The organism is Nocardiopsis sp. EMB25, assembly GCF_026797795.1.
GTDB lineage: Bacteria > Actinomycetota > Actinomycetes > Streptosporangiales > Streptosporangiaceae > Nocardiopsis > Nocardiopsis lucentensis.
On sequence record NZ_JAMTDN010000001.1, the window covers coordinates 2,849,699 to 2,875,134 of the forward strand.

The 25,436-nt window shown below is 71.3% G+C and carries 23 protein-coding genes; 5 read left to right on the forward strand and 18 right to left on the reverse strand.

What is annotated here, in order from left to right; translation table 11 throughout:
- Window positions 1–173 precede the first annotated feature (173 nt).
- The 16 genes from KIK06_RS12235 to KIK06_RS12310 form a co-directional block, all read right to left on the reverse strand.
- Window positions 174–374, reverse strand: a complete 201-nt coding sequence (locus KIK06_RS12235) for a hypothetical protein (RefSeq protein ID WP_241479766.1) — start codon at window positions 372–374, stop codon at window positions 174–176.
- Between the two features lie 53 nt (window positions 375–427).
- Entirely contained in the window at window positions 428–676 is a 249-nt protein-coding gene (locus KIK06_RS12240; protein ID WP_268643232.1) for a hypothetical protein, read from the reverse strand.
- Window positions 677–794: 118 nt separating this feature from the next.
- A complete protein-coding gene (locus KIK06_RS12245) occupies window positions 795–2,000 on the reverse strand; it encodes a helix-turn-helix domain-containing protein (protein ID WP_268643233.1) in 1,206 nt (401 codons plus the stop codon).
- Window positions 2,001–2,173: 173 nt separating this feature from the next.
- Window positions 2,174–2,782 carry an RDD family protein gene (locus KIK06_RS12250; protein ID WP_268643234.1) on the reverse strand — a complete coding sequence of 203 codons (609 nt, stop codon included), beginning with the start codon at window positions 2,780–2,782 and terminating at the stop codon, window positions 2,174–2,176.
- Between the two features lie 34 nt (window positions 2,783–2,816).
- Complete coding sequence (gene uvrA / locus KIK06_RS12255; protein WP_268643235.1) at window positions 2,817–5,651, reverse strand: excinuclease ABC subunit UvrA; 2,835 nt, start codon at window positions 5,649–5,651, stop codon at window positions 2,817–2,819.
- A 373-nt stretch (window positions 5,652–6,024) separates the two neighbouring features.
- Window positions 6,025–7,050 (reverse strand): TerC family protein, encoded by a 1,026-nt coding sequence (locus KIK06_RS12260; protein WP_268643236.1) that lies wholly within the window; start codon window positions 7,048–7,050, stop codon window positions 6,025–6,027.
- Window positions 7,051–7,369: 319 nt separating this feature from the next.
- Complete coding sequence (locus KIK06_RS12265) at window positions 7,370–8,458, reverse strand: glycosyltransferase family 4 protein (protein WP_268643237.1); 1,089 nt, start codon at window positions 8,456–8,458, stop codon at window positions 7,370–7,372.
- On the reverse strand, window positions 8,455–10,083 hold the full coding sequence (gene murJ, locus KIK06_RS12270; RefSeq protein WP_268643238.1) for a murein biosynthesis integral membrane protein MurJ: 1,629 nt from the start codon (window positions 10,081–10,083) through the stop codon (window positions 8,455–8,457). Before murJ ends, KIK06_RS12265 begins: the two co-directional genes overlap by 4 nt.
- A gap of 10 nt (window positions 10,084–10,093) precedes the next feature.
- Window positions 10,094–11,059 (reverse strand): hypothetical protein, encoded by a 966-nt coding sequence (locus KIK06_RS12275; RefSeq protein ID WP_268643239.1) that lies wholly within the window; start codon window positions 11,057–11,059, stop codon window positions 10,094–10,096.
- Between the two features lie 5 nt (window positions 11,060–11,064).
- The gene (locus tag KIK06_RS12280; RefSeq protein ID WP_268643240.1) at window positions 11,065–12,141 is read right to left on the reverse strand and encodes a copper transporter; all 1,077 of its coding nucleotides are present in this window, start codon (window positions 12,139–12,141) and stop codon (window positions 11,065–11,067) included.
- On the reverse strand, window positions 12,138–13,343 hold the full coding sequence (gene steA / locus KIK06_RS12285; protein WP_268643241.1) for a putative cytokinetic ring protein SteA: 1,206 nt from the start codon (window positions 13,341–13,343) through the stop codon (window positions 12,138–12,140). The genes KIK06_RS12280 and steA overlap by 4 nt, the downstream gene beginning before the upstream one ends.
- 165 nt (window positions 13,344–13,508) lie before the next feature.
- Window positions 13,509–15,218 (reverse strand): DNA repair protein RecN, encoded by a 1,710-nt coding sequence (gene recN, locus KIK06_RS12290; RefSeq protein ID WP_017602156.1) that lies wholly within the window; start codon window positions 15,216–15,218, stop codon window positions 13,509–13,511.
- A gap of 85 nt (window positions 15,219–15,303) precedes the next feature.
- On the reverse strand, window positions 15,304–16,230 hold the full coding sequence (locus tag KIK06_RS12295; protein ID WP_268643242.1) for an NAD kinase: 927 nt from the start codon (window positions 16,228–16,230) through the stop codon (window positions 15,304–15,306).
- A 373-nt stretch (window positions 16,231–16,603) separates the two neighbouring features.
- Window positions 16,604–17,404, reverse strand: a complete 801-nt coding sequence (locus tag KIK06_RS12300) for a TlyA family RNA methyltransferase (protein ID WP_026128254.1) — start codon at window positions 17,402–17,404, stop codon at window positions 16,604–16,606.
- Window positions 17,405–17,406: 2 nt separating this feature from the next.
- Window positions 17,407–17,607, reverse strand: a complete 201-nt coding sequence (locus KIK06_RS12305) for a hypothetical protein (RefSeq protein ID WP_026128255.1) — start codon at window positions 17,605–17,607, stop codon at window positions 17,407–17,409.
- A 24-nt stretch (window positions 17,608–17,631) separates the two neighbouring features.
- On the reverse strand, window positions 17,632–18,393 hold the full coding sequence (locus KIK06_RS12310; RefSeq protein WP_268643243.1) for an accessory factor UbiK family protein: 762 nt from the start codon (window positions 18,391–18,393) through the stop codon (window positions 17,632–17,634).
- A gap of 205 nt (window positions 18,394–18,598) precedes the next feature.
- Between KIK06_RS12310 and KIK06_RS12315 the strand changes: the two genes are divergently transcribed.
- Both KIK06_RS12315 and KIK06_RS12320 read left to right on the forward strand, forming a co-directional pair.
- Window positions 18,599–18,949 (forward strand): SCP2 sterol-binding domain-containing protein, encoded by a 351-nt coding sequence (locus KIK06_RS12315; RefSeq protein ID WP_026128256.1) that lies wholly within the window; start codon window positions 18,599–18,601, stop codon window positions 18,947–18,949.
- A gap of 80 nt (window positions 18,950–19,029) precedes the next feature.
- Complete coding sequence (locus KIK06_RS12320; protein ID WP_268643244.1) at window positions 19,030–20,331, forward strand: DUF1015 domain-containing protein; 1,302 nt, start codon at window positions 19,030–19,032, stop codon at window positions 20,329–20,331.
- A 38-nt stretch (window positions 20,332–20,369) separates the two neighbouring features.
- Here the strand turns inward: KIK06_RS12320 and KIK06_RS12325 are convergent, their stop codons facing one another.
- The gene (locus KIK06_RS12325) at window positions 20,370–21,869 is read right to left on the reverse strand and encodes a serine hydrolase domain-containing protein (protein ID WP_268643245.1); all 1,500 of its coding nucleotides are present in this window, start codon (window positions 21,867–21,869) and stop codon (window positions 20,370–20,372) included.
- A gap of 134 nt (window positions 21,870–22,003) precedes the next feature.
- Between KIK06_RS12325 and KIK06_RS12330 the strand changes: the two genes are divergently transcribed.
- Both KIK06_RS12330 and KIK06_RS12335 read left to right on the forward strand, forming a co-directional pair.
- On the forward strand, window positions 22,004–22,807 hold the full coding sequence (locus KIK06_RS12330) for an aminoglycoside N(3)-acetyltransferase (protein ID WP_268643246.1): 804 nt from the start codon (window positions 22,004–22,006) through the stop codon (window positions 22,805–22,807).
- 101 nt (window positions 22,808–22,908) lie between these two features.
- Complete coding sequence (locus tag KIK06_RS12335) at window positions 22,909–23,916, forward strand: HAD-IIA family hydrolase (RefSeq protein ID WP_268643247.1); 1,008 nt, start codon at window positions 22,909–22,911, stop codon at window positions 23,914–23,916.
- A 5-nt stretch (window positions 23,917–23,921) separates the two neighbouring features.
- Here KIK06_RS12335 and KIK06_RS12340 read toward each other — a convergent pair whose 3' ends face one another.
- Window positions 23,922–24,284, reverse strand: coding sequence for a single-stranded DNA-binding protein (locus KIK06_RS12340; protein WP_268643248.1), 363 nt, complete (start codon window positions 24,282–24,284; stop codon window positions 23,922–23,924).
- A 161-nt stretch (window positions 24,285–24,445) separates the two neighbouring features.
- Between KIK06_RS12340 and KIK06_RS12345 the strand changes: the two genes are divergently transcribed.
- On the forward strand, window positions 24,446–25,420 hold the full coding sequence (locus KIK06_RS12345; protein WP_268643249.1) for an MBL fold metallo-hydrolase: 975 nt from the start codon (window positions 24,446–24,448) through the stop codon (window positions 25,418–25,420).
- Window positions 25,421–25,436: the final 16 nt, after the last annotated feature.

Consider the following 25,436-nt stretch of genomic DNA (forward strand, 5'->3'; position numbering starts at 1 on the left):
TAGCGCCGGACTCGGCGCGACCGGTGTCGTGAAAACAGTACGATCTTCATGTCTGCCTGCCTCTTCAGGTAGACCGGGCCCGGGGTGTTCGCTGCACCGCCGGGCCGTTTCAATGTGGTTGGGGCCTGATCCGAACGGAGACGGGGATCAGGTGCGCAACGCGGTAGGCGGCTTCACTGGTGCGTCGCTGTTGACGTGACCCTCAGCGCCTCGAAGAGCCGCACACGGAGTTCGGTGATGCTCGCTGCGGTGACACCGACGAGACCGTTGTCCGCGCCGGTTCGCAGGGCGCACCACCAGCCGGGGGACTTCCACACTTCCCAGCCCGGAAACTCCCTGTGGAACTGGGCGACCTGACGGTCACGGTCGTCCACCAACCGCGGCCTTGCCGGTGCCACCGGTTCGGTTTTCTGCCGGGGTCGGTGCGTCACGACGCCTCCAGCTGCTGCACGAGGTCGTCGTAGGTGTCAGCGGTCAGCTCCTGCGGCCTGCCCGAGGCGGGGGTGGTGATACGTACGGCGCACCACTCGCGGGCTGACTGGTCCTCGTCCCTGGACCGCCAGAAGCGCCATCCGGGGTACGTGCGCCGCAACTGTCCCAGCCGCTGCTCACTGCCGTGGTCGCTGGGCCATGGGCCGTGCAGCGACTCCCTTTCGAGCGCGCGTGTTCGCGCCATCGTGGACCTCCCTCACTGGTAGGTGAGGGAGACGCTACGCAGAGTTCGATGGAGTTCCCAGGGACAGAGCGTCCGGGTTCACGAGTGACGTGTCAGTAACCCGGACGCTCCGTCCGAGTTACTCGCTGGTGGTGCGGAATGCGGACACGAGCCCCGCCAACGGGTCGCTCATCCGCGCCTTACGCCGCCGCAGTTCTTCGGTGAGCGCAGCTCCGAACTTCTGGTGCCGGAACCACTCCGGCGACAGGGCTTGCGCCTGCGCGGCCGTCTCGATGGCGTCATCAGTCCGACGACGCAGAGACTGAGACTTCGCCACATCCAGCAGGTGCCGCCCGTACTGGATTGACAGCAACTGCCGGGCGTCCACCTTCCCAGCGGCCTTGAGTGCCTCGGCGGGCTTGCCCAGGACGGTGTAGATGTGCGCCGACTGGACCGCGAGCTGGGTCGGACCGAAGCTGATCCAGTACCGGCGCGAGTCCTGGTCCATCTGAACAGCAGCCGACCGAGCGTCTCGCAGGAACTGTCGCGCAGACGAGAGCCGGTCCGCGTCCGATCGGTGAGCGTCTGATCCCGCCAGCACTGCGGCCTGCATGAGCAGCCCGCCCCATGCCGCGATCCGTGCTTGGTCGCGGTCACCCATTCTCGGAGCGACGCTTTCGGCTGCACGCACCACGAGATCCTCAGCTTCGGCGTAGCGGCCCATGTGCAAAAGCACCCACGCGTAGGTGCCCGTGAAGCTCACGGGGCGGTAGGGGTCATCGCCTTGGCGAGCGATCATGATCGCGCGTTCCACACCGGTCAGTGCGGCGTCGACCTTGCCGGTGTGGACCAGCAGGGCGCTCGCGAGGTCGTAGGCGTGTGCGTAGGGTGCCGCGACGGCGGAGGTGCCGTGTTCGTACTCGGCGATCCGGCAGTCTCGGAGCAGGTCGGGTACGAGTGCGGCGAGTGCTCCGAACTCTCCTGCGAAGTACGCCCCGTAGCCGCGTCGGACCGTGCGCATCAGCTCCTCGGGGGAGGCCGGGCGACCTTGAGGGCGGTCGGGCAACAGGAGCTGGGGGTCGAAGATCGCGTTGCGTACGGCGATCACCGAGGAGGTGCCCACGGGGGTCAGGCGGGCGCGTTTGCGGATGAGGTCACCGGGGTCGCAGTCCAGGGCTCGGGCAAGCTTGACGATGCTGGGTAGTGAGCCGACCCGGGCACCGCGTTCGAGGCGGCCCACGTAGTCGGCCGAGACGCCTGCCCGGTCGGCGAGCGCTTCTTGGGTGAGTCCGGCGTCTTCTCGGCGTTCCTTGAGCTCGGGGCCGATCCTGATGGCCTCGTCCATAACGAAGGTCCCGTCTTCGGCTGGGGAGTGTGCACTGCCAGCCTAGGCTGGGACCTTCCTTCATGTCAGGGTTGCAGCGGGGTTGTGCCCGTGCTTCCCACCTGCGTAGGTGCGCTGTGGGCGGTCCTGACCAGGGGTGGCCCCGCCCGCTCCGAAGCCCGCCGTGCCGGGGGTCAGCGCACGTCCAGCACCACGGTCCCGGCGATCTTGTCGTGGATCCCCTGCTGGTTGGGCCGGTCCCAGGCGGCCATCCCACCGGTGAGCAGGACCACGACCATGAGGGCGGCCCACTGCGGCACGCTGGGCAGAGCGAACAGCAGGACGGGCAGGCCGAACAGGGCGGCCCGGACGGTCAGGGCCGCGACGGGCACCGGGCCGAGGCGGCCCGCACCGGCCGCGGGCGCCACCTTGACACCCACCAACCGCTTACCGAGGGTCTGCTGCCAGCGGGCCACCGCCAGGGTCTCGTAGCCGGTGTACAGGACGAAGAACGTGACGGCCAGGAAGTACCCGTACCTGCGCGGGCCGTCACCGGAACCGCCCAGGAGGTTGAGCGCCCCCAGCCAGACGAGGGCCAGGAGCAGGGCCACCAGCAGGGCGGGCAGCGCCACCACCACCATGTCGACGGCGCGGGCCAGGACCCGCGACCACCAGGTCGCCAGCGGGTACAGCCGCTCCTCGGGCCCGGCAGGGCCGGGCCGCCCCCCGGCTCCCGGGGTGCCCGGGTACGGGTACCCCTCCCGGGGCGCTCTCCAGTGCGGGTCCGGGGGTGGCTGGTTCATGCGGTGTCCGACCTCCTGGACGGTTCGCGGCGACTCAGAGCATCTTGGCCAGGAACTGGCCGGTGTAGGACTCGGCGACCGCGGCGACCTCCTCGGGAGTGCCCTGGGCCACCACCCGGCCGCCCCCGGAACCGCCCTCGGGACCCATGTCGATCACGTGGTCCGCGGTCTTGATGACGTCGAGGTTGTGCTCGATGACGATCACCGTGTTACCGGTGTCCGTCAACCGGTTGAGCACACCCAGCAGCTTACGGATGTCCTCGAAGTGCAGGCCCGTGGTGGGCTCGTCCAGAACGTACACCGTCCGCCCGGTGGAGCGCCGCTGGAGCTCGGCCGCGAGCTTGACCCGCTGGGCCTCACCGCCGGACAGCGTGGTGGCGGGCTGGCCCAGGCGCACGTACCCCAGCCCCACGTCGGTGAGGGTCTGCAGGTGGCGGCGGATGGCGTTGATCGGCTCGAAGAACTCCAGGGCCTCGGCGATGGGCATGTCGAGCACCTCGGAGATGTTCTTGCCCTTGTACCGCACCTGGAGGGTCTCCCGGTTGTAGCGGGCGCCGTGGCACACCTCACACGGCACGTACACGTCGGGCAGGAACTGCATCTCGATCTTGAGCGTGCCGTCACCCGAGCACGCCTCGCAGCGGCCGCCCTTGACGTTGAACGAGAACCGGCCCGGCTGGTAGCCGCGCGTCTTGGCGTCGGTCGTCTGCGCGAACAGCTTGCGGATGTGGTCGAAGACACCGGAGTAGGTGGCCGGGTTGGAGCGCGGGGTGCGGCCGATCGGGCTCTGGTCCACGTGCACGACCTTGTCCACCTTGCCGGTGCCGTTGACCCGCAGGTGGCGCCCGGGGACGTCGCGCGCCCCGTTGAGCTCCTTGGCCAGCGCCTTGTACAGGATCTCGTTGACCAGCGTGGACTTGCCCGACCCGGACACGCCCGTCACGGCGGTGAACACGCCCAGCGGGAAGGTGACGTCGACCCCGTCGAGGTTGTTCTCCCGCGCCCCGCGCACGACGAGCTCGTGCCCCTTGGTGCGGGGGCGGCGCGAGGCGGGCAGCGCGATGGAGCGACGTCCGGCCAGGTAGTCGCCGGTCATGGAGTCAGGGGAGGTGAGCAGCTCGTCCACGATGCCCGACACCACGACGTGGCCGCCGTGCTCACCCGCGCCCGGACCGATGTCGACCACCCAGTCGGCGGCGCGGATGGTGTCCTCGTCGTGCTCGACGACGATCAGCGTGTTGCCGATGTCGCGCAGGCGCTGGAGCGTCTCCAGCAGCCGGGCGTTGTCGCGCTGGTGCAGGCCGATGGACGGCTCGTCCAGGACGTAGAGCACACCGACCAGGCCCGACCCGATCTGGGTGGCCAGGCGGATGCGCTGGGCCTCGCCGCCGGAGAGCGAACCGGCCGAGCGCGCCAGGCTGAGGTAGTCGAGCCCCACGTCCAGCAGGAAGCCCAGCCGCGCGTTGATCTCCTTGAGCACCTGGGCGGCGATGACCATGTCCCGCTCGGACAGCTTGAGGTCGGCGAGGAAGGCGGCGCTCTGGCTCAGCGACATCTGCGCGACCTCGGCGATGGACCTGCCGCCGACCGTCACGGCCAGCACCACCGGCTTGAGACGGGTTCCCTCACAGGTGGGGCAGGGCACGGTGCGCATGTAGCCCTCGAGCCGCTCGCGGCCCCAGTCGCTCTCGGTCTCGGAGTGGCGCCGCTTGACCCAGGGGATGACGCCCTCGAACTCGGTGTAGTAGGAGCGGTTGCGCCCGTACCGGTTGCGGTAGGTGACGTGGACCTGGGTGTCGTGGCCCTCCAGGATGGCCTTGCGCACGCGGCGCGGCAGCCGCTCCCACGGGGTGTCCAGGTCGAAGCCGATCGCCTCGCCCAGGGCCGTGAGGATGCGGTCCCAGTACCCGGAGTTGGTGCCGCCCGTCCACGGGGAGACGGCCCCCTCCGCCAGGGTCTTCTCCGGGTCCGGAACGAGCAGGTCGGCGTCGACCTCCATCCGGGTGCCCAGCCCGGAGCAGTCCGGGCAGGCGCCGTAGGGGGCGTTGAAGGAGAACGAGCGCGGTTCGAGCTGTTCGAAGGACAGGTCGTCATAGGGGCAGAAGAGGTGCTCGGAGAAGACCTTCTCCCGATCGACGTCGTCCTCGGGCAGGTCGACGAAGTCCAGGACGATGGTCCCACCCGCGAGCTTGAGCGCGGTCTCCACCGAATCGGTGAGGCGGCCCCGGGCGGAGGGCTTGACGCTCAGGCGGTCCACGACCACCGCGATGTCGTGCTTGTCGTAGCGGCCGAGCTTGGGCGGCTCGTCCATGCGGACGGCGGCGCCGTCGACGACGGCGCGCGTGAAGCCCTTGGTCTGCAGGTCCTTGAAGAGTTCGACGTACTCGCCCTTGCGGCCGCGCACGACCGGGGCGAGCACCTGGAAGCGGGTGCCCTCGGTCATCTCCAGGACCCGGTCCACGATCTGCTGCGGAGTCTGCCGTGCGATCTCGCGGCGGCACTCAGGACAGTGCGGCACGCCCACGCGCGCCCACAGCAGCCGCAGGTAGTCGTACACCTCGGTGATGGTGCCGACGGTGGACCTGGGGTTGCGGCTGGTGGACTTCTGGTCGATGGACACCGCGGGCGAGAGGCCCTCGATGAAGTCGACGTCCGGTTTGTCCATCTGCCCCAGGAACTGGCGGGCGTAGGCCGAAAGGGACTCGACGTAGCGCCGCTGTCCCTCGGCGAAGATCGTGTCGAAGGCCAGGGAGGACTTACCGGACCCGGACAGGCCGGTGAACACGATCATGGAATCGCGTGGCAGGTCCAGCGAGACGTCCTTGAGGTTGTGCTCGCGTGCTCCCCGGACTACCAGTTGTTCGACCATCGAGTGAGACATCCTTCGGCTTGGGCGCACAGGACGCGACCTCGTCGCGCGACGTCGGCTGACCCGTGTGTGGGCTTCGCGGTCCGGTGGACGATCAATCGGCCGCCCCGGCCCGGGAACCGGGCGCGCGAAAGGGGGTGGGAAGAGGACGCGGGCCCCGCGGTCCCTCCCGTCCGACAAGACTAACGACCACCGGCGGCGGTTTCTTCCACCTCGAGGAAGTGGTGGCGCCCGGACGACTCCACGTCGGGCACCACCACTATAGACGAACAGGCGTTCGAATTTGGTTGTTTTCGAGAACCTGGACGGAAAACCGGACCCGCCCAGCGCCCTGACCGGGGAAGGACCGCGGCACCGCCCTCTCCGCCAGCGGTCAGGACCGGTCAGCCGCGGCGTCCTCCTCCGCCGCCGCCTCGACGGCGGGCCTGCGGCGGGCGTCGGCACGGGCCTTGACCAGGCTGGCGACGATCGTGACCGCCATGAGGCCGATGATCACGGTCAGCGAGGTGCCGATACCGATCTCCGGGGCGTGCACGCCGTTCTCGTGCAGCGCGTGCAGGATCATCTTCACACCGATGAAGACCATGATCGCGGACAGGCCCCAGCTGATGTAGACGAGCTTGTCCATGAGACCGGCCAGCAGGAAGTAGAGCTGGCGCAGACCCAGCAGCGCGAAGGCGTTGGCGGTGAAGACGATGTAGGCGTCCTGGGTCAGCCCGAAGATGGCCGGGATCGAGTCGACCGCGAAGACGAGGTCGACGACGCCGATGGCGACGATGACCAGGAGCATCGGGGTCACGTGCCGCCTGCCGTCCAGCTTCACGGTCATGTGCGCGCCGTGGTAGTCGTCGGTGACCGGCCAGAAGCGCTTGACCAGGCGCACGGCCGGGTTCTGGGTGAAGTCCTTCTCCTCCTCGTCACCCTTCACGTGGTCACGGACGATCTTGTAACCGGTGTAGATGAGGAAGGCGCCGAACAGGTAGAAGACCTCGCTCCAGGCGTTGATCACCTGCGCGCCGAGGATGATGAAGAAACCGCGCATGACGAGCGCGATGACGATGCCGATGAGCAGGACCTCGTGCTGGTACTTCCGGGGCACCGCGAAGGCGCCCATCAGGAGGTAGAACACGAAGAGGTTGTCGACGCTCAGGCTCTTCTCGGTGATGAACCCGGCGAAGTACTCCGCGCCGGCGGTCGAACCGCCGAAGTACATCAGGCCGAAACCGAACAGGACGGCCACACCCACGTAGAAGGCCGCCCACCAGGCGGCCTGACGGACCCCGAACTCCTTCGGGCCGCTCTTCTTGCTCCAGGGGTGGTCGACGATGGCCAGGTCGATCGCCAGGACGGCGACCATACCCAAAATGGTGACGGCCCAGACCCACAGGGGAACGCTCACGGTCGGAAACTCCTCCGGTCGGTGCGCGCGGGAGCACTGCGCGCACGTCGAACTACCGGAGGTCTCTCCCGTTCGCCCGACGTCGGCACGAACCGACGGAACCGGGAACACGACACTGTGCTCCGTGATGACGGCCCCGCCGCGACAGGGATACTCCCCTCACGTGACATACGAGGGTACCGAGGCACACCTCACGACATGAGTGCGAAACCCGGCCCGCACCCAGCATGTCATCAAATACCCACGGAGGGAAGTCGGCCACAGGGTGGCGTTCACCATGCACCGGGGTTCGGAGCACGTCCCAGACCCCGCCGGCACGTCAGACGCCCCGACGCGCGACCGCCGCGTACACGCCCTCGGCCGCCGCCACCGCGTCCTCCTCCGTCGGCAGGTTCCGGGCCGCCGCACGCGCGCGCACACGCAACTCCCCGGCCAACTCCGGCTCGTCCAGCACCCGCCCGACCGCCGCCGCCAGGGCACGCGGGTCGTCCGGCGGCACCATGAGCACCGTCCCCGTGTACAGGTCAGGGATACCGCCCACCCGCGTGGCCACGACCGGCAACCCCGCCCGGAGCGCCTCCATGATCACCAACGACGGCCCCTCCCACCGGCTGGACAGACAGAACACGTCCGCCGCCGCCAACAGGTCGGCCACGTCCGAGCGGTGACCGAGCATGCGCACGTCCGCCTTCAGCTCGGCCGCCGTGTCGTGCAACCGCCCCCACAACGGCCCGTCCCCGGCGATCGCCACCACCGGCTCGGGACGCCGCTCGGCGATCGACGGCGCCGCGGCCAGCAGGGTGTCCAACCCCTTCTGCTCGGACAACCGGCCGATGGTCAGCACCAGCGGCCGCTCAGGACTCACCGCCAGATCGGCCCGCGTGGCCTCACGCCCATTCAACGGATCCCCGACCGCGGGCGCCGCCACCACCGCCATCCGGGCCTCACGTGCCCCAGCCGCACGCAGCCGCCGAACCAGATCACCCGAAACACCCAGGGCCACCTCCGCCCGCCGAGCCACGATCCGCTCCAGCACGGGATAGGCCAACGACAACGGCCCCGTGACCGACGGCGGCGCGTTGTGCGCCGTCACCACCAACGGCGACGCCCCCGCCAACGCGCACAGTGCCCCCGCCCGCACCCCGTGGGCGTGCACGACATCCGCTCCGCTCACCAGAGCGCCCAACCGCAGGACGACCCCCGGGTCACCCAACGACGGGGCGGCACCGATCGGGACCGGCACGAACCGGATCCCCGCCCCGGTGAACCCGAACGCCCGGTCGGCCGAGGCCGGCCCGAGCACCGCCACCCGGTGTCCCCGCCCGCGCAACCCCTCGGCCAGCGAACGCACGTGCCGCCCGACCCCTCCGGTGCTGGTCCCGACGACCAGCGCGATCCTGCGGTTCACCGCTCTGCCCTCCTGCCCTCTCGTACGCTCCTGACACGGGTGGCCACCGCCCGCGGCGCGGACGGGTCCACCAACGCGGCCACGACCGCGAACACCACCAACCCGGCCCCTGCGGCCACCATCGCCGAACCCGCGGCCCGCCACACGTCGTCCAGGGGCAACACCGCCGCGACCGTACGGCCCACGGCCCACCCCGCGACGCCTCCCACCAGGGACGCGACCACCGACCGGCCCACCCCCGCCAGCGCCGCCCGTCCATGCGCACGCGCCGAACCCGCGCACGACAAGACCGCCGCCAAGGTGAGCCCCACCGTCATCGACGCGCCCTGCGCAGCGATCGTCCACTCCGCGGGCACCGCCCACACCAGCACGACCGCGCCCGTCATCACCACCACCCAGCCGGCGACCTGGGCGGCGGCCGCCCGGCGGCCGTCGTGGGAGGCGTACAGCGCCCGACCGAGCAGGGCCACCAGACCGAACCCCACCACGCCCGGAGCGTAGGCGAGCAGCGCCCGCTCCAGCGCCAACGGGTCCTCCCGCGCGAAGACCACCGCGACCGGGACGGCGCCCGCCGCCAGCGCGGTGCCCGCTCCCGCCGTGGCCACGGTCGTGGCCCGGGCCGCACCGGAGACCAGGGTGGCGAACCCCTGCCGGTCACGGTCGGCGTGCGCCACCGCCAGGGCCGTGAAGGCACTGGTGGCGACGGGGACCGCGATCACCCCGTAGGGAAGGGTGAACAGAGCCCAGGCGTAGGTGTGCAGCACGGCCGCGCCCGCGCCGCCGCCGTGGTTGGCCAAGGCCACGAACAACAGCAGACACACCTGCATGGCCACGAGGGGCAGGAGAGAGGCGACAGCCAGCGCCCTGACCCGCTCCCCCACCCCGGGCGGGAACGTCAGACGCGGGCGGGGACGCACGCCCAACCCCGCCATCGGGCCGAGCACGGTGAGGAACAGGGCGGCCACCCCGGCGGTCGTCCCCAGCGACAGCGTGAGCTCGGCGGCCGTGGACAGCTCCCCCACGTCCTGGCGGCCTCCGGCCCCCAAAGGGACGAAGACGAGGTAGGCGGTGATCACCACGAGACTCGACACGAGCGGAGCCAAAGCGGGCGCGAGGAACCGGCGGTGGGCTTGGAGCACCCCGTACAGGACCGCCGCCAGGCCGTAGAAGACCACCTGGGGGGCGAACACGACGAGCATGCGCGCGGCCAGGGCGAGCAGGTCGGCGTGGTCGCAGCCGCTCACCGGCCCCAGCATGAGCGCGACCACGGGGACCGCGGTGGCGGCGAGCAACACGGACAGGGGAACAGCCAGCAGCAGGACCCAGGTGATCAGCGCGGAGACGGTGTGGCGTACCCGCTCGTGGTCGTCCCGCCTCACGGAGGCCGCCAGAACCGGCACGACCATCGCGGCGAGCGCCCCGCCGATGACGATCTCGAACAGAACCGCGGGCAGCTGGTTGGCCGTGACGTAGGCGGTGCCCAGACAGGTGTCTCCGACCGTCCGGGCGAACACCACCGTCCGCCCGAAGCCCGCCACCCGCGCTCCGACGGTGGCCAGCGCGATGACCGCCGCCGCCGTGCCGACGCCGCGCGTCACCTCGCGGCCGAGGGCGGCGCGGGGCACCGTGCTCCCCTCACACGCACCTGCCCCAGCGGTCGAGGCGGCGCAGGGCCGGCACACGGTCGATGACCCGGGAGAAACTCGTGCGCTCACTGGCCAGGGTCAGGGCGACGGCCCCGCCGAGCAGCACCAGGCGCACCGGTCTGGGCGCGCGGGCCACGGCCGCCACCCCCAGGGCGGCGCCGAGCGCGTTGGCGCCCGCGTCACCGAGCATGGAGCGTTCGGCCAGGTCGTCGGGGAGCAACGCGGCCGACGCCCCCACCACCGGACCGACCAGGGGCGCGGCCGGGGAGGCCAGCGCCGGGGCCGCCGCCAGCAGTACGAGCTTGGCCGCACGGCCCGGGCGCAGGTCGAACAGGTTGACCAGGTTGGCGCTGGCGGCGATGAGCGCCCCGTCCAGGAGCGTGTCGGCCGCCGACCGGCGCAGCAGCGCGGCCGAGGCCACCCCCGTGGCACCGATACCGACCATCTTGACCAGCCCCGTGGTCACGCGCCCCCGGGCCAACGCCCCCAGGTGACCGCGCAACCCGCGCGCGGCGGGGGATCCCGACAGGTCGTCGTAGGCCCCGAACGCGGCGGCCCCGGCGGCGGCCAGGGCACAGGAGGCACGCGCACGCGGGGTCAGCCCCGGAGTGACCAGGCTGGCGGCGCACACGCCCGAGGCGAGCGCGGGCCCCTCCTGCAGGGTGACGGATCGGCCCCGGAAGTTGGTCCGCCGCCACGGGTCCGGCTCGTCCGCGACGGTTCCGGCGCCCGACCCCTCCCCGGGCCCCTCAGCCCCGGCCGGTGCTTTCGCCGACGGCCCGGGCGCGCGGACCGGCCGGGGCCGCGTGAGCAGCGTGTAGGCGGCGCGGGCGGCCACGGCCCCCGCCATGGCGCCGACCAACCCCTGGCTGAGGGGACGCCCACAGGACAGGAGGACCTCAACGATCGAAGGCCGACCACCGGGGGTGGCGGAGGACGACGGACGCGTCACCACCGGCCTCACTCCCCGGCCCGGGCGGCGTGGCGCGCCTCGTCCCGCGAACGGGTGTCCCCCGCCCCGTCGGACTCTCGCCCCCCGGAGTCCTCATCCTCGGTGTGCCTCGGTTCGGGCAGCGGGTCGGGAACGAAACCCACCGCTCCCTCGCCCATCCCGTAGGCGAGGGCCGCCCCCTCCAGGCTCGCCGCCAGGGCCAAAACGGTGATCACATCACCCATCGGACGCCCAGCCAGGTCAACAGTGGTGAAGGCGGACTCCTGGGCGCGGGCTCGGGCGATGAGACCGCCGGGTTGGCCGGAGACGGCGTCCCCGGCCAGGACCGTGGGGCCGACCTCCTCGCGCAAAGCGGCGACGAACGCGGTCAGGGCGGTCTGAGCGGCCTCGGAGTCGCCCTCGGAACCGAACGCGGGCGCGACCACGACCACCGCGTCGGCGGCCTCGGCCGGATCACCGTGGAGCTCGACCAGCCCGCCCTCGGCGAAGGCGGCCAGCACCGCCTCAGCCGTCCGGTCGTCCGCCTCCTCGTCTTCACCCTCGTCGCCCTCGTCGTCCTCGTCCTCGTCCTCGTCGTCCTCAGAACGCGTGTCGCGAACCAGCGCCCGGCCCAACTCCGTACCCGCCCGGTGGTGGGCTCCTCCAGTGAGCCGGTCGGGGTCGCGCGCGACCTGGACCGCCAGCTCTCCGATGAAGGTCGCCTTGTCACCGTCCACCAGATCCGGGGTGAGGTCGACACGACCGACCACCTCGCCGTCGGCCTCCTCGACCCGGTCGGCCAGCGCCGCGACCACCTCACCGTCGGCCCCCGGGGCGGCCACCACGACCACCCCCACATCGTCGAGCCGACGGTCGAGCACGTCCTCGGAAGCGGCCTCGGCGAACATGTCGGCACCCGCACCGACGCGCTCGGCCTCGTCACGTTCGGCGCGCAGCTGCTCGCTCTGGCCGCGCAGGTCGGCGGTCTCCGACTGGAGGGTGTTGAGCAGCGGGTCCTGAAGCATGGTGGTACCCAGGACGAGCCCCACGGTGAGCGCGAGGAACACCGCGACGATGGACACCAGGTGGTAGCGGAAGTCGATCACGTGAACAGCCCCGTCATCCAGTAGGAGAACGCGTCCCAGCGCGCCGCGAGGAAGGTGAGGTAGACCTGGCCCGCCGGGGAGCTGTAGGCGGCGACGACGATGGTGATCAGGCAGGCGGCCACCAGGCCCAACAGAGCCCACGGAGAGATCCGCGAACGGTAGAGGCGGCTGACCCCCTTGGCGTCCACGAGCTTGCCGCCCACCCGGAGGCGGGTGAGGAACGTACTGGCCATCCCCGAACGCCCCTTGTCGAGGAACTCCTCCAGGGTGGCGTGGGTGCCGACGGCCACGATGAGCGCGGCGCCCGCACCGTCGGCCAACATCATCGCCACGTCCTCACTGGTCCCGGTCGCGGGGAAGACCACGGCGGTGTGACCGAGATCGGTGAGCCGGGACAGCCCGGGGGCGCGACCGTCACGGTAGGCGTGGACGACCAGTTCGGCGCCGCTGCCCAACGCCCGGTCGGAGACGGAGTCGAAGTCCCCCACGATGATGTCGGGCCGGTACCCGGCCTCCATGACCGCGTCCGCTCCCCCGTCGACGGCGATGATCACCGGCCGGAACTCGCGAATGTAGGGGCGCAGGGCCGCGATGTCCTCGCGGTAGTGGTAGCCGCGCACCACGATGAGGGCGTGGCGTCCCTCGATGCCGGTGGTGATGGCCGGGATACCGACACCGTCGAGCAGCAGGTCGCGCTCGTGCTGGAGGTAGGCCATGGTGTTGGCGGCGAAGGCCTCCAGCTGGGTGGCCAGGCCCGCGCGCGCCTCGGCCATGGCCGCCTCGACCGTCCCAGGGTCCTGGAGGGTGCCGCGGGCGATGACCTCGTCCCCCCGGTAGAGGGTGGCGCCGTCCAGACGCAGACGCTCACCGTCGCGCGCCCGGGTGAACACCTCGGGGTCGACGTCGTCCACCAGCGGGATCCCCGCCGCGACGATCATCTCGGGGCCCTGGTTGGGGTAGCGACCGCTGATGCTGCGGGCGACGTTGAGCACCGCCGAGACACCGCACCCGACGAGGGCCTCGGCGCTGACCCGATCGAGGTCGACGTGGTCGATGACGGCGATGTCGCCGGGGTGGAGCCGTTTGGTCAGGTTCTTGGTGCGGCGATCCGAACGGACAGGCGCGACCAGCCCGGCGGGCGCGTCCCCCCGGGAGCGGCGCAACCGCAGGACTGTGGCGCTGAGCGCATCCGATACCTTCATCGATCGCATACTGTCAGAACTCACTTACTGTGAGTCATAACAGCTGGTCGGTCGGCGTGTTCTCAGCGTCAGTGTGCCCTCAGCACCCGCCCGCGCAAGGAACTCGGGAAACCCCACGGACCCCGCACCAGGTATCGGAGCGGGGCCCGGACGGGGTCTCGCGGATCAGGCCGCCGGGTAGGCGCGCTCCGGATCGGCGTTGGTGAGCAGCTCCTCGGCGTGGGCCCGACCCAGCTCGGAGTCCTCCAACCCGGCGAGCATGCGCGACAGCTCCCGAACCCGCCCGGCCCGGTCCAACCGGACCACACCGCTCTCGGTGACCAGCCCTTCGGTGGACTTCTCCACCACCAGGTGGGCATCGGCGAAGGCCGCGACCTGGGGCAGGTGGGTCACCACGATGACCTGGGCCCGCTGGGCCAGGCGGGCCAGACGGCGACCGATCTCGACGGCGGCCTTACCGCCCACCCCCGCGTCGACCTCGTCGAAGACGAACGTGGGCACCGGATCGGCACCAGCGAAGACCACCTCGATGGCCAACATGACACGGGAGAGCTCACCACCGGAGGCCCCCTTGTGCAGAGCCAACGGAGGCGAACTCGGATGCGGCGCCAACAGGAGCTCCACATCGTCGCGCCCGTGCGGCCCGAACTCCTCCCCCGTCTGGATGCGCACACTCACCCGCGCGTGCGGCATCGCCAACGCGGTCAGCTCCTCGGTCACGGCCACGCCGAACCGCTCGGCCGCCTCGGCACGGATCCGCGTCAACTCCCCAGCCGACTCCTCCAACCGGGAGTACAGGTCGTCGGCCTCAGCCCGCAGCGCGTCGATCCGCTCGTCGTCGCCCTCCAGCTCGTTGAGCCGCTTAGCCGCGTTCTCCGACCAGGCCAGCACCTCGTCAGTCGTCTCACCGTACTTGCGGGACAGCTGGGTGAGCAGGGCGCGCCGCTCCTGCACCGCCGCCAGACGGGCCGGATCGGCCTCCACCGACTCCCCGTAGGAGGCCAGCTCCGTGGCGGCATCGGAGATGATGTAGGACGCCTCGTCCAAACGGTCCCCGATCGCACCCAACCGCGCGTCGTGCTCACGCACCGACGTCACCGCCTGCCGGGCCGTCGAGAGCAGGCCGACCACGTCGACCTCCACATCGGAGGCCGGGTCTCCGACCAGCGCCTCGTGCGCCGTCGTGGCCGCCACCCGCAGGCCGTCGGCGTGCGCCAGACGGGTCTCCTCCGCGAGGAGCTCGGCGTCCTCACCGGGCTGCGGCTGCGCCGCCTCGATCTCCTCCACCCCGAACCGCAGCAGATCGGCCTCCTGTGCGCGCTCACGGGCGCGACGCACGATCTCCTCCAACTCGGCCGAGACCTCACGATGCCGCCGATAGGCCGCCGCGTACCGCTTCAGCTCCTTGGCCAGTTCCGGCCCGGCGAACCGGTCCAGGGACGAGCGCTGACGGTCAGCCCGCAGCAAACGCTGCTGGTCGGACTGGCCGTGCACCGCGACCAGGTCATCCGCCAGGTAGGCGAGCAGACTCACCGGGGCCGACCGGCCGCCCATCGTCGCGCGCGAACGCCCCTCCGCCGACACGGCACGGGTGAGGATGAGGACATCGTCGTCGATGTCGCCACCGGCCTCCAGGACCCGCGAAGCCACCCGACCGTCGCCGGGAACCGTCAAACGGCCCTCGACGACCGCCCTGGGGGCGCCGGGGCGCACACGCTGGGGGTCGGCCCGTCCGCCGAAGAGCAGCCCGAGCCCGGTGACGACCATGGTCTTTCCCGCACCGGTCTCGCCCGTCACGACGGTCAGTCCCGGTGACAACTCCAGAACGGCGTCATCGATGACCCCGAGCCCCTGGATGCGGACTTCCTCCAGCACCGAACCCTCTCCTGATAGTTGACGCCTGTGCGTTCACACGCGCGCCGCACGCGCGTACGCGACGTGCCAGGAACCGTGTCCTGGTTCAGCGGTCGCGCTCGCCCCGCCCGCGCCAGCCCGCGACCGGCAGACCGAACTTGGCCACCAGCCGGTCGGTGAACGGCGCCCGGTGCAACCGGGCCAGCCGAACCGGCGTGTCCGCACGGGTGATCTCTATCCGTGCCCCGGCGGGCAATTCGACCATACGCCGTCCATCACACCAGAGCACGCCCGGCGCCGTGTCCGGCAGCACCTCCAACGCGACCGTCGCACCCGGCCCCACCACGAGTGGACGGGCGAACAGGGCGTGGGCGCTGAGCGGGACGACGAGCATCGCGTCGACGTCGGGCCAGACCACCGGCCCCCCGGCGGAGAAGGCGTGTGCGGTGGACCCGGTGGGGGTCGCGCACACCACACCGTCACAGGTCCAGCGGGACAGCGGACGGCCATCGATCTCCAGGACGGCCTCAAGAATGCGGCGGGCCTCGCCCTTCTCCAAGGTCGCCTCGTTGAGCGCCCAGGTCCGCACCGGGGGCGCCCCGTCACCACGACCGCCGTTGAGAACCGCGACGTCGAGGGTCATACGCTCCTCGACGACGTAGTCACGTCGGACCACGCTCTGCACGGTCTCCCCGAGATCCTCGCGTTCCGCCTCGGCCAGGAAACCGACATGGCCCAGGTTCACACCGAGCAAGGGGGCACCCGCCGGACGCGCGATCTCGGCGGCGCGCAGCAGGGTGCCGTCACCGCCAAGCACCATGACCAGCTCGACACCCTCGGCGGCCTCCGCCGGTTCGACCGCCTCGACCGGTGCCAGAGCGCACCCCTCAGCCGCCAGCTCCTCGACCTCGCCCTTGAGCATGCGCACCGTCAGCCCGGCCCGGGTGAGGCTCTGGTGGACCAGGTGGGCGCTGCGGATCGCCGCGGGCCGACCGGTGTGGGCCAGCAGGAGAACACTGCGTCCGCTGGTCATCGCCGTCCCCTTACGTTGGCTCCCCCGGCGGGGAGTCGGATGCGGGCCGGGAGCGGTCGCTGACCCGGCCGGGTCACGTTACCGGACACCGAGGACACGGTGCCACGCCGTCAGGGCATGCGCGGCGGACACCTACTCCGCCGCGCGACTCCCCAGCACAACCCTCGCGACGTCCTCATCAGCCGAAAGTCGGCCCGGGCGGGCCCCGCCGCGCGACGCCGTTGAGCTTACGAAGCAGGCACGGCGGGGAAACCCCTTCTCCGGCCTCGCCGGAACCGCTCTGGGGACGCCCGCCCGTCGCCCTCCACCGCCCTCAACGAACGCCTGCGGCGCGGTCCCCACCCCGCGACGAGCAGCATCCACCGAACACGCCCTAGCGGGGCCCCTCGTCAATCGCCCGGGCCAGCCGATCAGGATCCAAGGGCGGCGCACCCGCGCGCATCCACAGGAAGTACTCGACATTGCCTGAGGGCCCCGGAAGCGGACTCGCGGTAACGTCCACAGTGCCCAACCCCAGTCCGAGCGCGTGCTCGGCGACACGGGTGACCGCCTCGGCTCGCAGGGCGGGGTCACGGACCACACCACCGGCCCCGACGCGCTCCTTGCCGACCTCGAACTGGGGCTTGACCATGAGGACGAAGTCGGCGTCAGGGGTGACGCAGTCACGCAGCGGAGCCAGGACCAGGGTCAACGAGATGAACGACAGGTCGCCCACAACCAGGTCGGGGCGGGGCTCACCGATCCGCTCGGGCGTGAGCTCACGGACGTTGCACCGCTCCATCACCCGCACACGCTCATTGCTGCGCAGGGACCAGGCGAGCTGCCCGTAACCGACGTCGACCGCCGTGACGCGCGCGACCTCACGTCGCAGCAGCACGTCGGTGAACCCACCGGTGGAGGCCCCCGCGTCGAGCGCGTGCCGACCGGAAACGTCCAGAGCGAACGCGTCCAGGGCACCGATGAGTTTGTGGGCGCCCCGGGAGACGTAGGGCGGTTCCTCCGAGGGGGTGCGCACCACGATGGGCTGATCGGTGCCGACCTGGGTGGCGGCCTTGGAGGCCACCATCCCGGCCACACGGACGTACCCGCCCTCGATGATCTCGGCGGCGTGGCCGCGGGAGCGTGCGTGCCCGCGGCGGACGAGTTCCGCGTCGAGCCGACTGCGTTTTGCCATGGTCACCTAGGATACCGGGGGCCGGCGGGGGCGTTCGCGTCCTGGTCCAGGGCACCGAGCACCGACGACAACTCCTGGTGCAGGGAGTCGAGGACACCGACGTGCTCGGCGGTGGGCAGCCCGTCCAACGCGGCCAGCCGCTCGCGCGTACTCGTGAGGGTCCGCTCGGCCAGTTCCGCGGCCTGTTCCGTGGGGTCCGTCATCACTCTCCCCTACTCGTGTCGGCGCTACTTCTTCGCGGTTCCCTTGCCCTTGGTCGTCCGCTTGCTCGCGGCGCTCTTACCGGTCGAGCGCGCACGGCTGGACCGCGTGGTCGACTTCGCGGCGCCCTTGGCCGTGGAACGCCCCTTGCCGGTCGCACCCCCCGTCTTGGCGGGCTGGGGCTCGGCACCACCGTCAGCCTCCGACCGCTCCTCCCCGGAGTCCTGCCGCTCCCGGGGGTCCCCCTCGGTTTCGGAAGCGGAGTCGTCGGCCACCGGAGACTCGGTGTCGACGGAGGCCCCATCTGCGGGCTCGGGTCGCGGTTCGGGAGCGACCGCCTCCTCGACGGGGGCGGTCTCCGGTCCCGGGGCGGCGATCGCGTCGGGTCCGGGACCAGGCTCCGGGCCCGCCTCGACGGGCGCGAAGACCCGCTCGGAAACCTGGTGGCGCGCGGCCAGACGGCGTTCGAGTTCAGCGACCCGACGCGCGAGGCGGTCGTGCTCCCCCCGGGGGACGACGTCCATCCGTTCCAACTGCCGTTCGACCTCGGACCGGACCAGGGCGGCGATGGCGGCACGGTTGGCCTGACTGGTCTCGATGAGCTCCCCCGCCAAGGCCTGGATGTTCTGACCGACCCTCGGCGGCAGCGCCTCGCCACCCGCCCGCTCCGGCGCGGCGGTACCGCTGGCTCGCAACAGCGCCTTGGCCGCCGCGACGGCCTCCTTACGCGACAGCTCTGTGAGGCCACTGGCGGCATCGAGATAGGTGCGTACCGCGTCGACGACCATGTTTCACGTGCTCCTTGATGGGACCGTGGAAGGAAGGGCAAGGGGAGGGGCGCACGGGGCGGGGGAGCCGCGGCGCGACGTGGGGGGTCGCGGTCAACGCTACCGGGGCGCGGGCCCCGATCGCACGGGAACCCGGGAGGCGGCGCCTTTCGTCCCGTTCGCGACGGCAGGCCCCAACGCGCACCGGATAGGGCATCATGTGGCCATGAGCAGCATCGAGGCGTGCCTGGCCGGCATCGCGAGGGTGAACGAACGCATTATCGCCCAACCCGAGTCCGAACGCCGCAAGCACATCCGCGAACGTTCGGTCAGCGTCGTGGTCCCGGACCTGTCGACGGTGTTCGACATGCGACTCACCCTGGACGGTCTCGTGGACATCACCCACCGCCCCTCCGACCAGACGGCACCCTCCCCGCAGGTGCGGGTGACCGTGGGCAGCGCCGACCTGGTCGAGCTGGCGGAGGATCGGATGGACTACGCCCGTGCGCTGCTCACCCGCCGCGTCAGGGTGGACGCCAGCATCAGCGACCTGCTGCGTATGCGCCGCCTGATGTAGCGCCTCCCCCGCGGGCCGAGCGGATCGGGATGACGCCCCGACCAGGCGGCACACCGGTGGATAGGCGGTACCGTTCTGAGATGCCACGCCAACCTCTCGCACTGGCTCCCTTCCGAGGGCTGCGCTACACGGACCTGGACGTCGGGCGGATCCTCGACTCCGGTGAGTTCGAGGTCGCCAACCTCCTCGCTCCTCCCTATGACATCCCCGGCCCGGAGGAGACGCTCGAACTCCTGCGATCGGACCCACACAACGCCGCCTACCTCACGGTTCCCTACCAGCTGAACCTGACGATGCCCGGTAGCTGCGGCGGCCAACCCGCACGGTTCATCTACGAGAAGGCGGCCGCACGCCTGAACACGTGGATCGACGACGGTGTGCTGGCCCAGGACCCCGAAGCCGCCCTGTACGTGTACGAGCAGGTGACCGTGGACGGGACCCGCCAACGCGGGCTCATCGGCGCGCTGAGCCTGCCCTCGTCCACCGCGCCCGGCCCGGTGCGACCGCACGAGCAGGTGGAGCACGGCCCGGTGGGCGACCGAACCCTGCTGATGTCCAGCACCCGCGCCAACCTCGAACCGATCTTCCTGCTGTACCCCGGCGGGAACGGTGCGGCCACCCAGATCACCGAGGACGCGGGGAATCACGGGGAACTGCTGGTGGAAACCCACACGGCCGACGGGACCCGGCACCGGCTCTGGGCCATGACCGACCCGGCGACCCACGCCGAGATCGAAGCCGACCTCGCCCCCCGCACCGCCCTGATCGCGGACGGCCACCACCGTTACGCCGCCTACCAGCGAATGCACGAGTACGGCGACGACCCGGGATGGGCGTACGGCCTCGCCTACCTCGTGGACAGCGACGCCAATCCCCCGGCCCTGAACGCCATCCACCGCGTCGTGCCGAAGCTGACCGCCGACCAGGCGGCCGAGTCCGCGCGGTCGGTGGCCCGGGTCGAACGCCTGGACGCCTCCTGCCTCCCCGAAGCCGAGCGGACCCTCGCCAAGGCGAAGCACCCGGCCCTGCTCCTGGCCGACCCGAGTGGCGGCTTCCACCTCGTGTCCGGTTTCAACCCGCGGCGTCTGGCGGAGGCCGCCCCCTCGCGGTCCGACGCCTACCGGGAGCTGCCCACGACCGCACTGCACCACGTGCTCCTCCCCCTGTGGGACATCCCCGACCACCGCGTGCGCATGGTGCACGACGATTCCGCCGAGGCGATCGAGGCGGCCCGCCAGGGGGAGGGCACAGCCGTCATCGTGCCCCCACTGAGCGTGGAGCAGGTGTACGCGGTCGCCGAGCACGGCGAACTCACCCCGCGCAAGTCCACCTCGTTCGGCCCCAAACCTCGCAGCGGCCTGGTCATGCGGGTCCTGCCCTGACCATCGCGCTCCGCCCACCCCCCGAGTGCGGACCACGATCACCCCCGACGCGGGATCGAGCTCGCCCACCGCACCGCACGAACCGCGTACACCCCGGCCACCGCGACCCCGGCGACCACCAACAGGGTGAACCCGGTGGGAATGACGTAGAAGGTCTGTTCCCAAGTGACATGACGGTTCTGGGCCAACAGCCCGAGGAGACGATTCACGAACACCGCGGCGAGGATCACGGCCAGGCCCGGCAGCAGACGCACCGCGGTACGCCACCGGGGGCGAGCTCGGGCGGCCTCGACCCAGACCCCGGCACGCCGCACCCCCCGGTACCCGAGGTGGACGGCGAGCCCCGTCAGGGCGACCAGGACCAGGTCGAGCGCCAACAGAACCGCTCCGGCCGGGTCGGTGGGCTCCTCGCCAACGGCGAGGGCCACCAGCCCCGACAGCAGGGCGTAGGAATCGGAGCTGCCCAGCCCAGTGGGAGCCATCACCGCGATCCCGTACCCTCTCTCCGGCAGCAGCGCCTGGTAGGCCGTGTACGTGAACTGGACACCACCGTGCGACAGCATCGGCGTCCCCGCCGGTGTGTCCCGGGTGTTCCAGCCCAGGGCGGTGCTCTCGCCCAGCCCGTCCTCCGCGAGAGGGGTGTGTGTGGTGTCGACCCCCTCCCCCGACAGGACACGGGCACCGTCGGCGCCCTCTCCCCCGTTGTTCTGCGCGATGAGCCACCGGGCCATATCCGTGGCGGTCGTGACCATTCCGCCCGCGCCGTTGAAGTAGCTCTCCGGCTCCACGATGGGGACCGCTCGGCCGAGGATCGAGATATGGCCTCGTGCCACACCCGCCTCGAACACCTCGTCGGCGGTGTCCACCGTGGTGGTGGCGTCCATGCCCAGGGGTGTGAACGTGCGCTCGTCCAGGAACTCGTCGAAGGGTCGCCCCCCGACGACCTCCACCATGCGTGCCGCCACGTGGTAGTTGGGATTGTGGTAGTGCTCCTCGGTCCCCGGTTCGGCGGCCAACCGGACGTCGGCGAGGCGGGCGACCGCACCCTCCAGGTCGTCGGGGACGGGCGCCCCCTTCTCCGCGAAGGTGCTGTCGGCCATCCCGGAGGTGTGGGTCAGCAGTTGGCGGACGGTGATGTCCTCCGAACGCGGGTCCGCCGTCGTGAACTCGGGCAGGTGCGCCACCACCGGGTCGTCGAGCGTGATCTCCCCGTCCTCGACAAGTTGCATGACGGCGAGCGCGGTGAAGGCCTTGCTGACCGAGGCCGCGCCCATGGGGGTGTCGGCGGTCATCGGCTCGCCCCGGGAGTCGGTGCCATACCCGGCGGTGTGCACCACCCCCGACCCCCGGGTGACAGCGACGGTGGCGCCGGGCAGCGGCGAGGAGTCCAGATAGCCACCCACGTAGGCGTCCACGGTCTCGGGCGTCAGCGGACCGGAGGAGACCGCGGACCTGGTGTCGGCCGCGACGGGAGCGGCGCTGAGGAAGGTGGCGGCGACGGCCAGGAGGCCCGCCGCCACAGCCTTGATCGGGAACATGGTGACCATCGTGTTCCACGGGACACGGCCGGCGCGACGGTGTCGGCCGCACCATGACCCTGCGGTCCACCACACCCACATCCGTACCGTCGTCCCCCGCCGTGGGGAATGACCGAACGAAAGCCGAGGACCCCATGACCGTCCCCCGGCCCACGAATCCCCGCTCCCCCCTGACCCGGTCCTCGCTCACCCGAGACCTATCCGCTCTCGGCGTCAGAGAGGGCGACACCCTCCTGCTCCACTCCTCCCTCCGCTCCCTCGGCTGGGTGTGCGGCGGAGCACCGACGGTGGTCCACGCACTGACCGACGTGCTCGGCGCACGGGGAACCGTCACCGTACCGACCCAGACCATGGACAACTCCGACCCCGCGACCTGGACGCACCCACCCGTCCCCGAGGACTGGTGGCCGGTCATCCGAGCCGAGTCGCCACCGTTCGACGCGAGGGTGACCCCGACCCTGGCCATGGGGCGGATCGCGGAAACCCTGCGCACATGGCCCGGCGCGGTACGCAGCACACACCCGCAGACCTCCTTCGCCGCCCTGGGGCCCCAAGCCGGCCGACTCATGTCGGAGCACGCGCAGGACTGCCGACTGGGCGAACGCTCCCCGCTCGCCGGGCTGGAGCGGGCCGGCGCCCGCGTCCTGCTGCTCGGGACGGGGTACGCGTCCTGCACGGCCTTCCACCTCGCGGAGTACCGGTTGCCCCGGCCCGCCCAGGAGGAGTTCTCGTGCGCGGTCATGACCACCGAGGGGCGGCGGGCGTGGGTCACCCACGACGACGTGGCTCTGGACGCGAGCGACTTCGAACACCTGGGAACGGCCTTCGAGGGCACGGGTGCCGTGACGACGGGGCGAGTGGGCCAGGCCACGGCACGGTTGTTCTCCCTGCCACGGGCCGTGGAGTTCGCGACGGGGTGGCTGCCCCGACACCGCTGACGAGTGCGACGCAGCGCACACCGGGGACGGGCGGCCCCGCTCACCCCGGCGCCCGTAGCCTGGACACGTCCACTCCCATCGCACGGAACGGGTGCCCCGCCATGTCCCTGCTCGCCGCCGACCGCCCGCTCTCGGAGCTGTACGACGCGATGCTCCTCGACCTGGACGGCGTGGTCTACATCGGTCCGCGTGCGGTGCCGAGCGCACCGGAGGCCGTGGGCAAGGCGCGCGCGGCGGGGGCACGGGTGGCGTTCGTGACCAACAACGCCGGGCGAACCCCCGCCCGGATCGCCGAGCACCTCACCGATCTCGGCGTCACCGCCACCCCCGAGGACGTCGTGACCTCGGCCGAAGCCGCGGCACGTGTGGTACGCGATCGGTTCCCGACCGGGTCGGACGTGCTCGTGGTGGGCGACACCGGACTGCGCCAGGCCATCCGGCGCATGGGGCTGCGGCCGGTCACCGTGGCGACGGAGTCGGTGGTGGCCGTGGTGCAGGGATACGCGCGCGGAATGTCCCGCGACCTCCTCGACCAAGGCGCGCTCGCGGTGGCCCGGGGCGCGCTGTACGTGGCGAGCAACGCCGACGCCACCGCACCCAACGAGTGGGGGATCACCCCGGCCAACGGCTCCTTCGTTCGAGTCATCGCCCACGCGACCGGCGTGGAGCCGATCATCGCGGGTAAACCCATGCGCCCGCTGCACGAGGAGGGCATCCTGCGCACCGGAGCCCGCAATCCGCTGATCGTCGGCGACCGCCTGGACACCGACATCGAGGGCGCCACGACGCACGGGGCCGCCGGGATGCTCGTGTTGTCGGGAGTGGCCACGCCGTTGGACGCGCTGGCCGCACCAGCGCACCAGCGCCCACGCTACCTGGCCTGGGACGTGTCGGGGATGAACCAGACGCACCCAGCCGTGGTCCGGGAGGGAACTCGGACCCGCTGCGAGGGGTGGACTGCCGGCACCGACGGCGGCGAGCTCCGCCTGGAGGGAACCGGAGACCGGTTGAACGGGCTGCGCGCACTGTGCGCGGCGGCGTGGGCGGACGACACGGTGGACCCGACCGGCCCGTCCGTACACGAGGCGCTGAACCACCTGGGTTGGTGACCCGATCACGACTCCTCCCCCTTCTTTCCCACCCGCTCCGCCGTGCGCACTTCCACCTCATAGATGGCGCGCACCCCATCACGGACCCGCCGGACACGCCTGCGCAGTGCCCCGGTCATCTCGACGACCTCATCCAGCCTCCAGGCACGGACCCGTTCCTGAACACCGGGGTCGAAGCTGACACAGGTGATGGAGTCGGAGCGGTGTCCCCGGAACCTGGACTCGTCCGTGCGGGCCGCACAGATCCGCCAGGTGGCGATCCGGTCCCCACTGGGCAGTTCCCGGACCGAGGGTTCGCCGGTGATGCGCCCCGCCACGACGATCTCATTGCGATGCCCCGCCCGCGCGGGGGTCGTCCGCTGGCCCATGTACCGTCCTTCCCGAAGTGCGCTAACTCCAGGCTCGCGTGGCCTGAGCCGAAGGAAAAGCCCCATCTCGAACCTGTGGACAACTCCCCCTGCTCCCTCCCGTCAGGGACGACCTGTCCTAGAGTCGGTGGTCTCAGCCGCGTGACCGGACAGGAGTGCTTGTGGACGTGAACGACCTGCCCGAGGGAATCACCCACCTGGGCGACGACGTCTTCGCCATCGACACGATGCTCGCCGGGTACCCGGGCGTGGTGTCGGCCTACCTGATCCGATCCGAACGACCATGCGTCGTCGAGGTCGGCACCGCCGGGTCGGCACCCGTTCTGCACCGCGCGATCTCCCACCTGGGGCTGGCCGCCGAGGACCTGGCGACCATCGTCGTCACGCACATCCATCTGGACCACGCGGGCGGCACCGGCGACATGGCGGCCGTGTTCCCCGACGCGGAGATCGTCGTCCACGAGCGCGGCGCCCGGCACCTGGCCGACCCGAGTCGGCTGATGAGCAGCGCCGCGATGGTCTGGGGCGACCGGTTGGAGACCCTGTTCGGGCACATGCGCCCCACCGAGGCGCCCCGGATCCGCGCGGTCGGCGAGACCGGGGAGATCGATCTGGGCGGAGGCCGCCGCCTGGTGTCGCACTACGCCCCCGGACACGCCAAGCACCACATGGGCCTGGTCGACACCGCCAACGGCGACCTCTACGTCGGCGACGCCCTGGGGGTGTACAACCCGCTCACGGGCGACGTCCGACCGGCGACCCCGCCCCCGGACTTCGACCTGGACGCGTGCCTGCGCACCCTGCGACTGTTCGGCGACATCGAACCGCGACGGCTGATGTTCTCCCACTTCGGTGCCGCGGAGTCGGTTCAAGAGACGATCGAGCGCGCGGAGGCCGAACTGCGGGTGTGGGTGGAGACCGTACGCGAGTCCCACGGCACCGTCGGCGACCTGGACCACGCGATCGCCATGGTCCGCGACAAGGTGATGACCCGGTACGCCCCGATGCCCGCCGGGGGTCCGGAGGTCCTCGACACGCTCGCGGGAGCGGAGACCAACGTGTCCGGCATCGTGCACTGGTTGGACCGGCTGGAGGCCGAGCGCGCCGAGAAAAAGGACATGCGGCCCGGGGAGTGACGCACTAGGGTCGCCC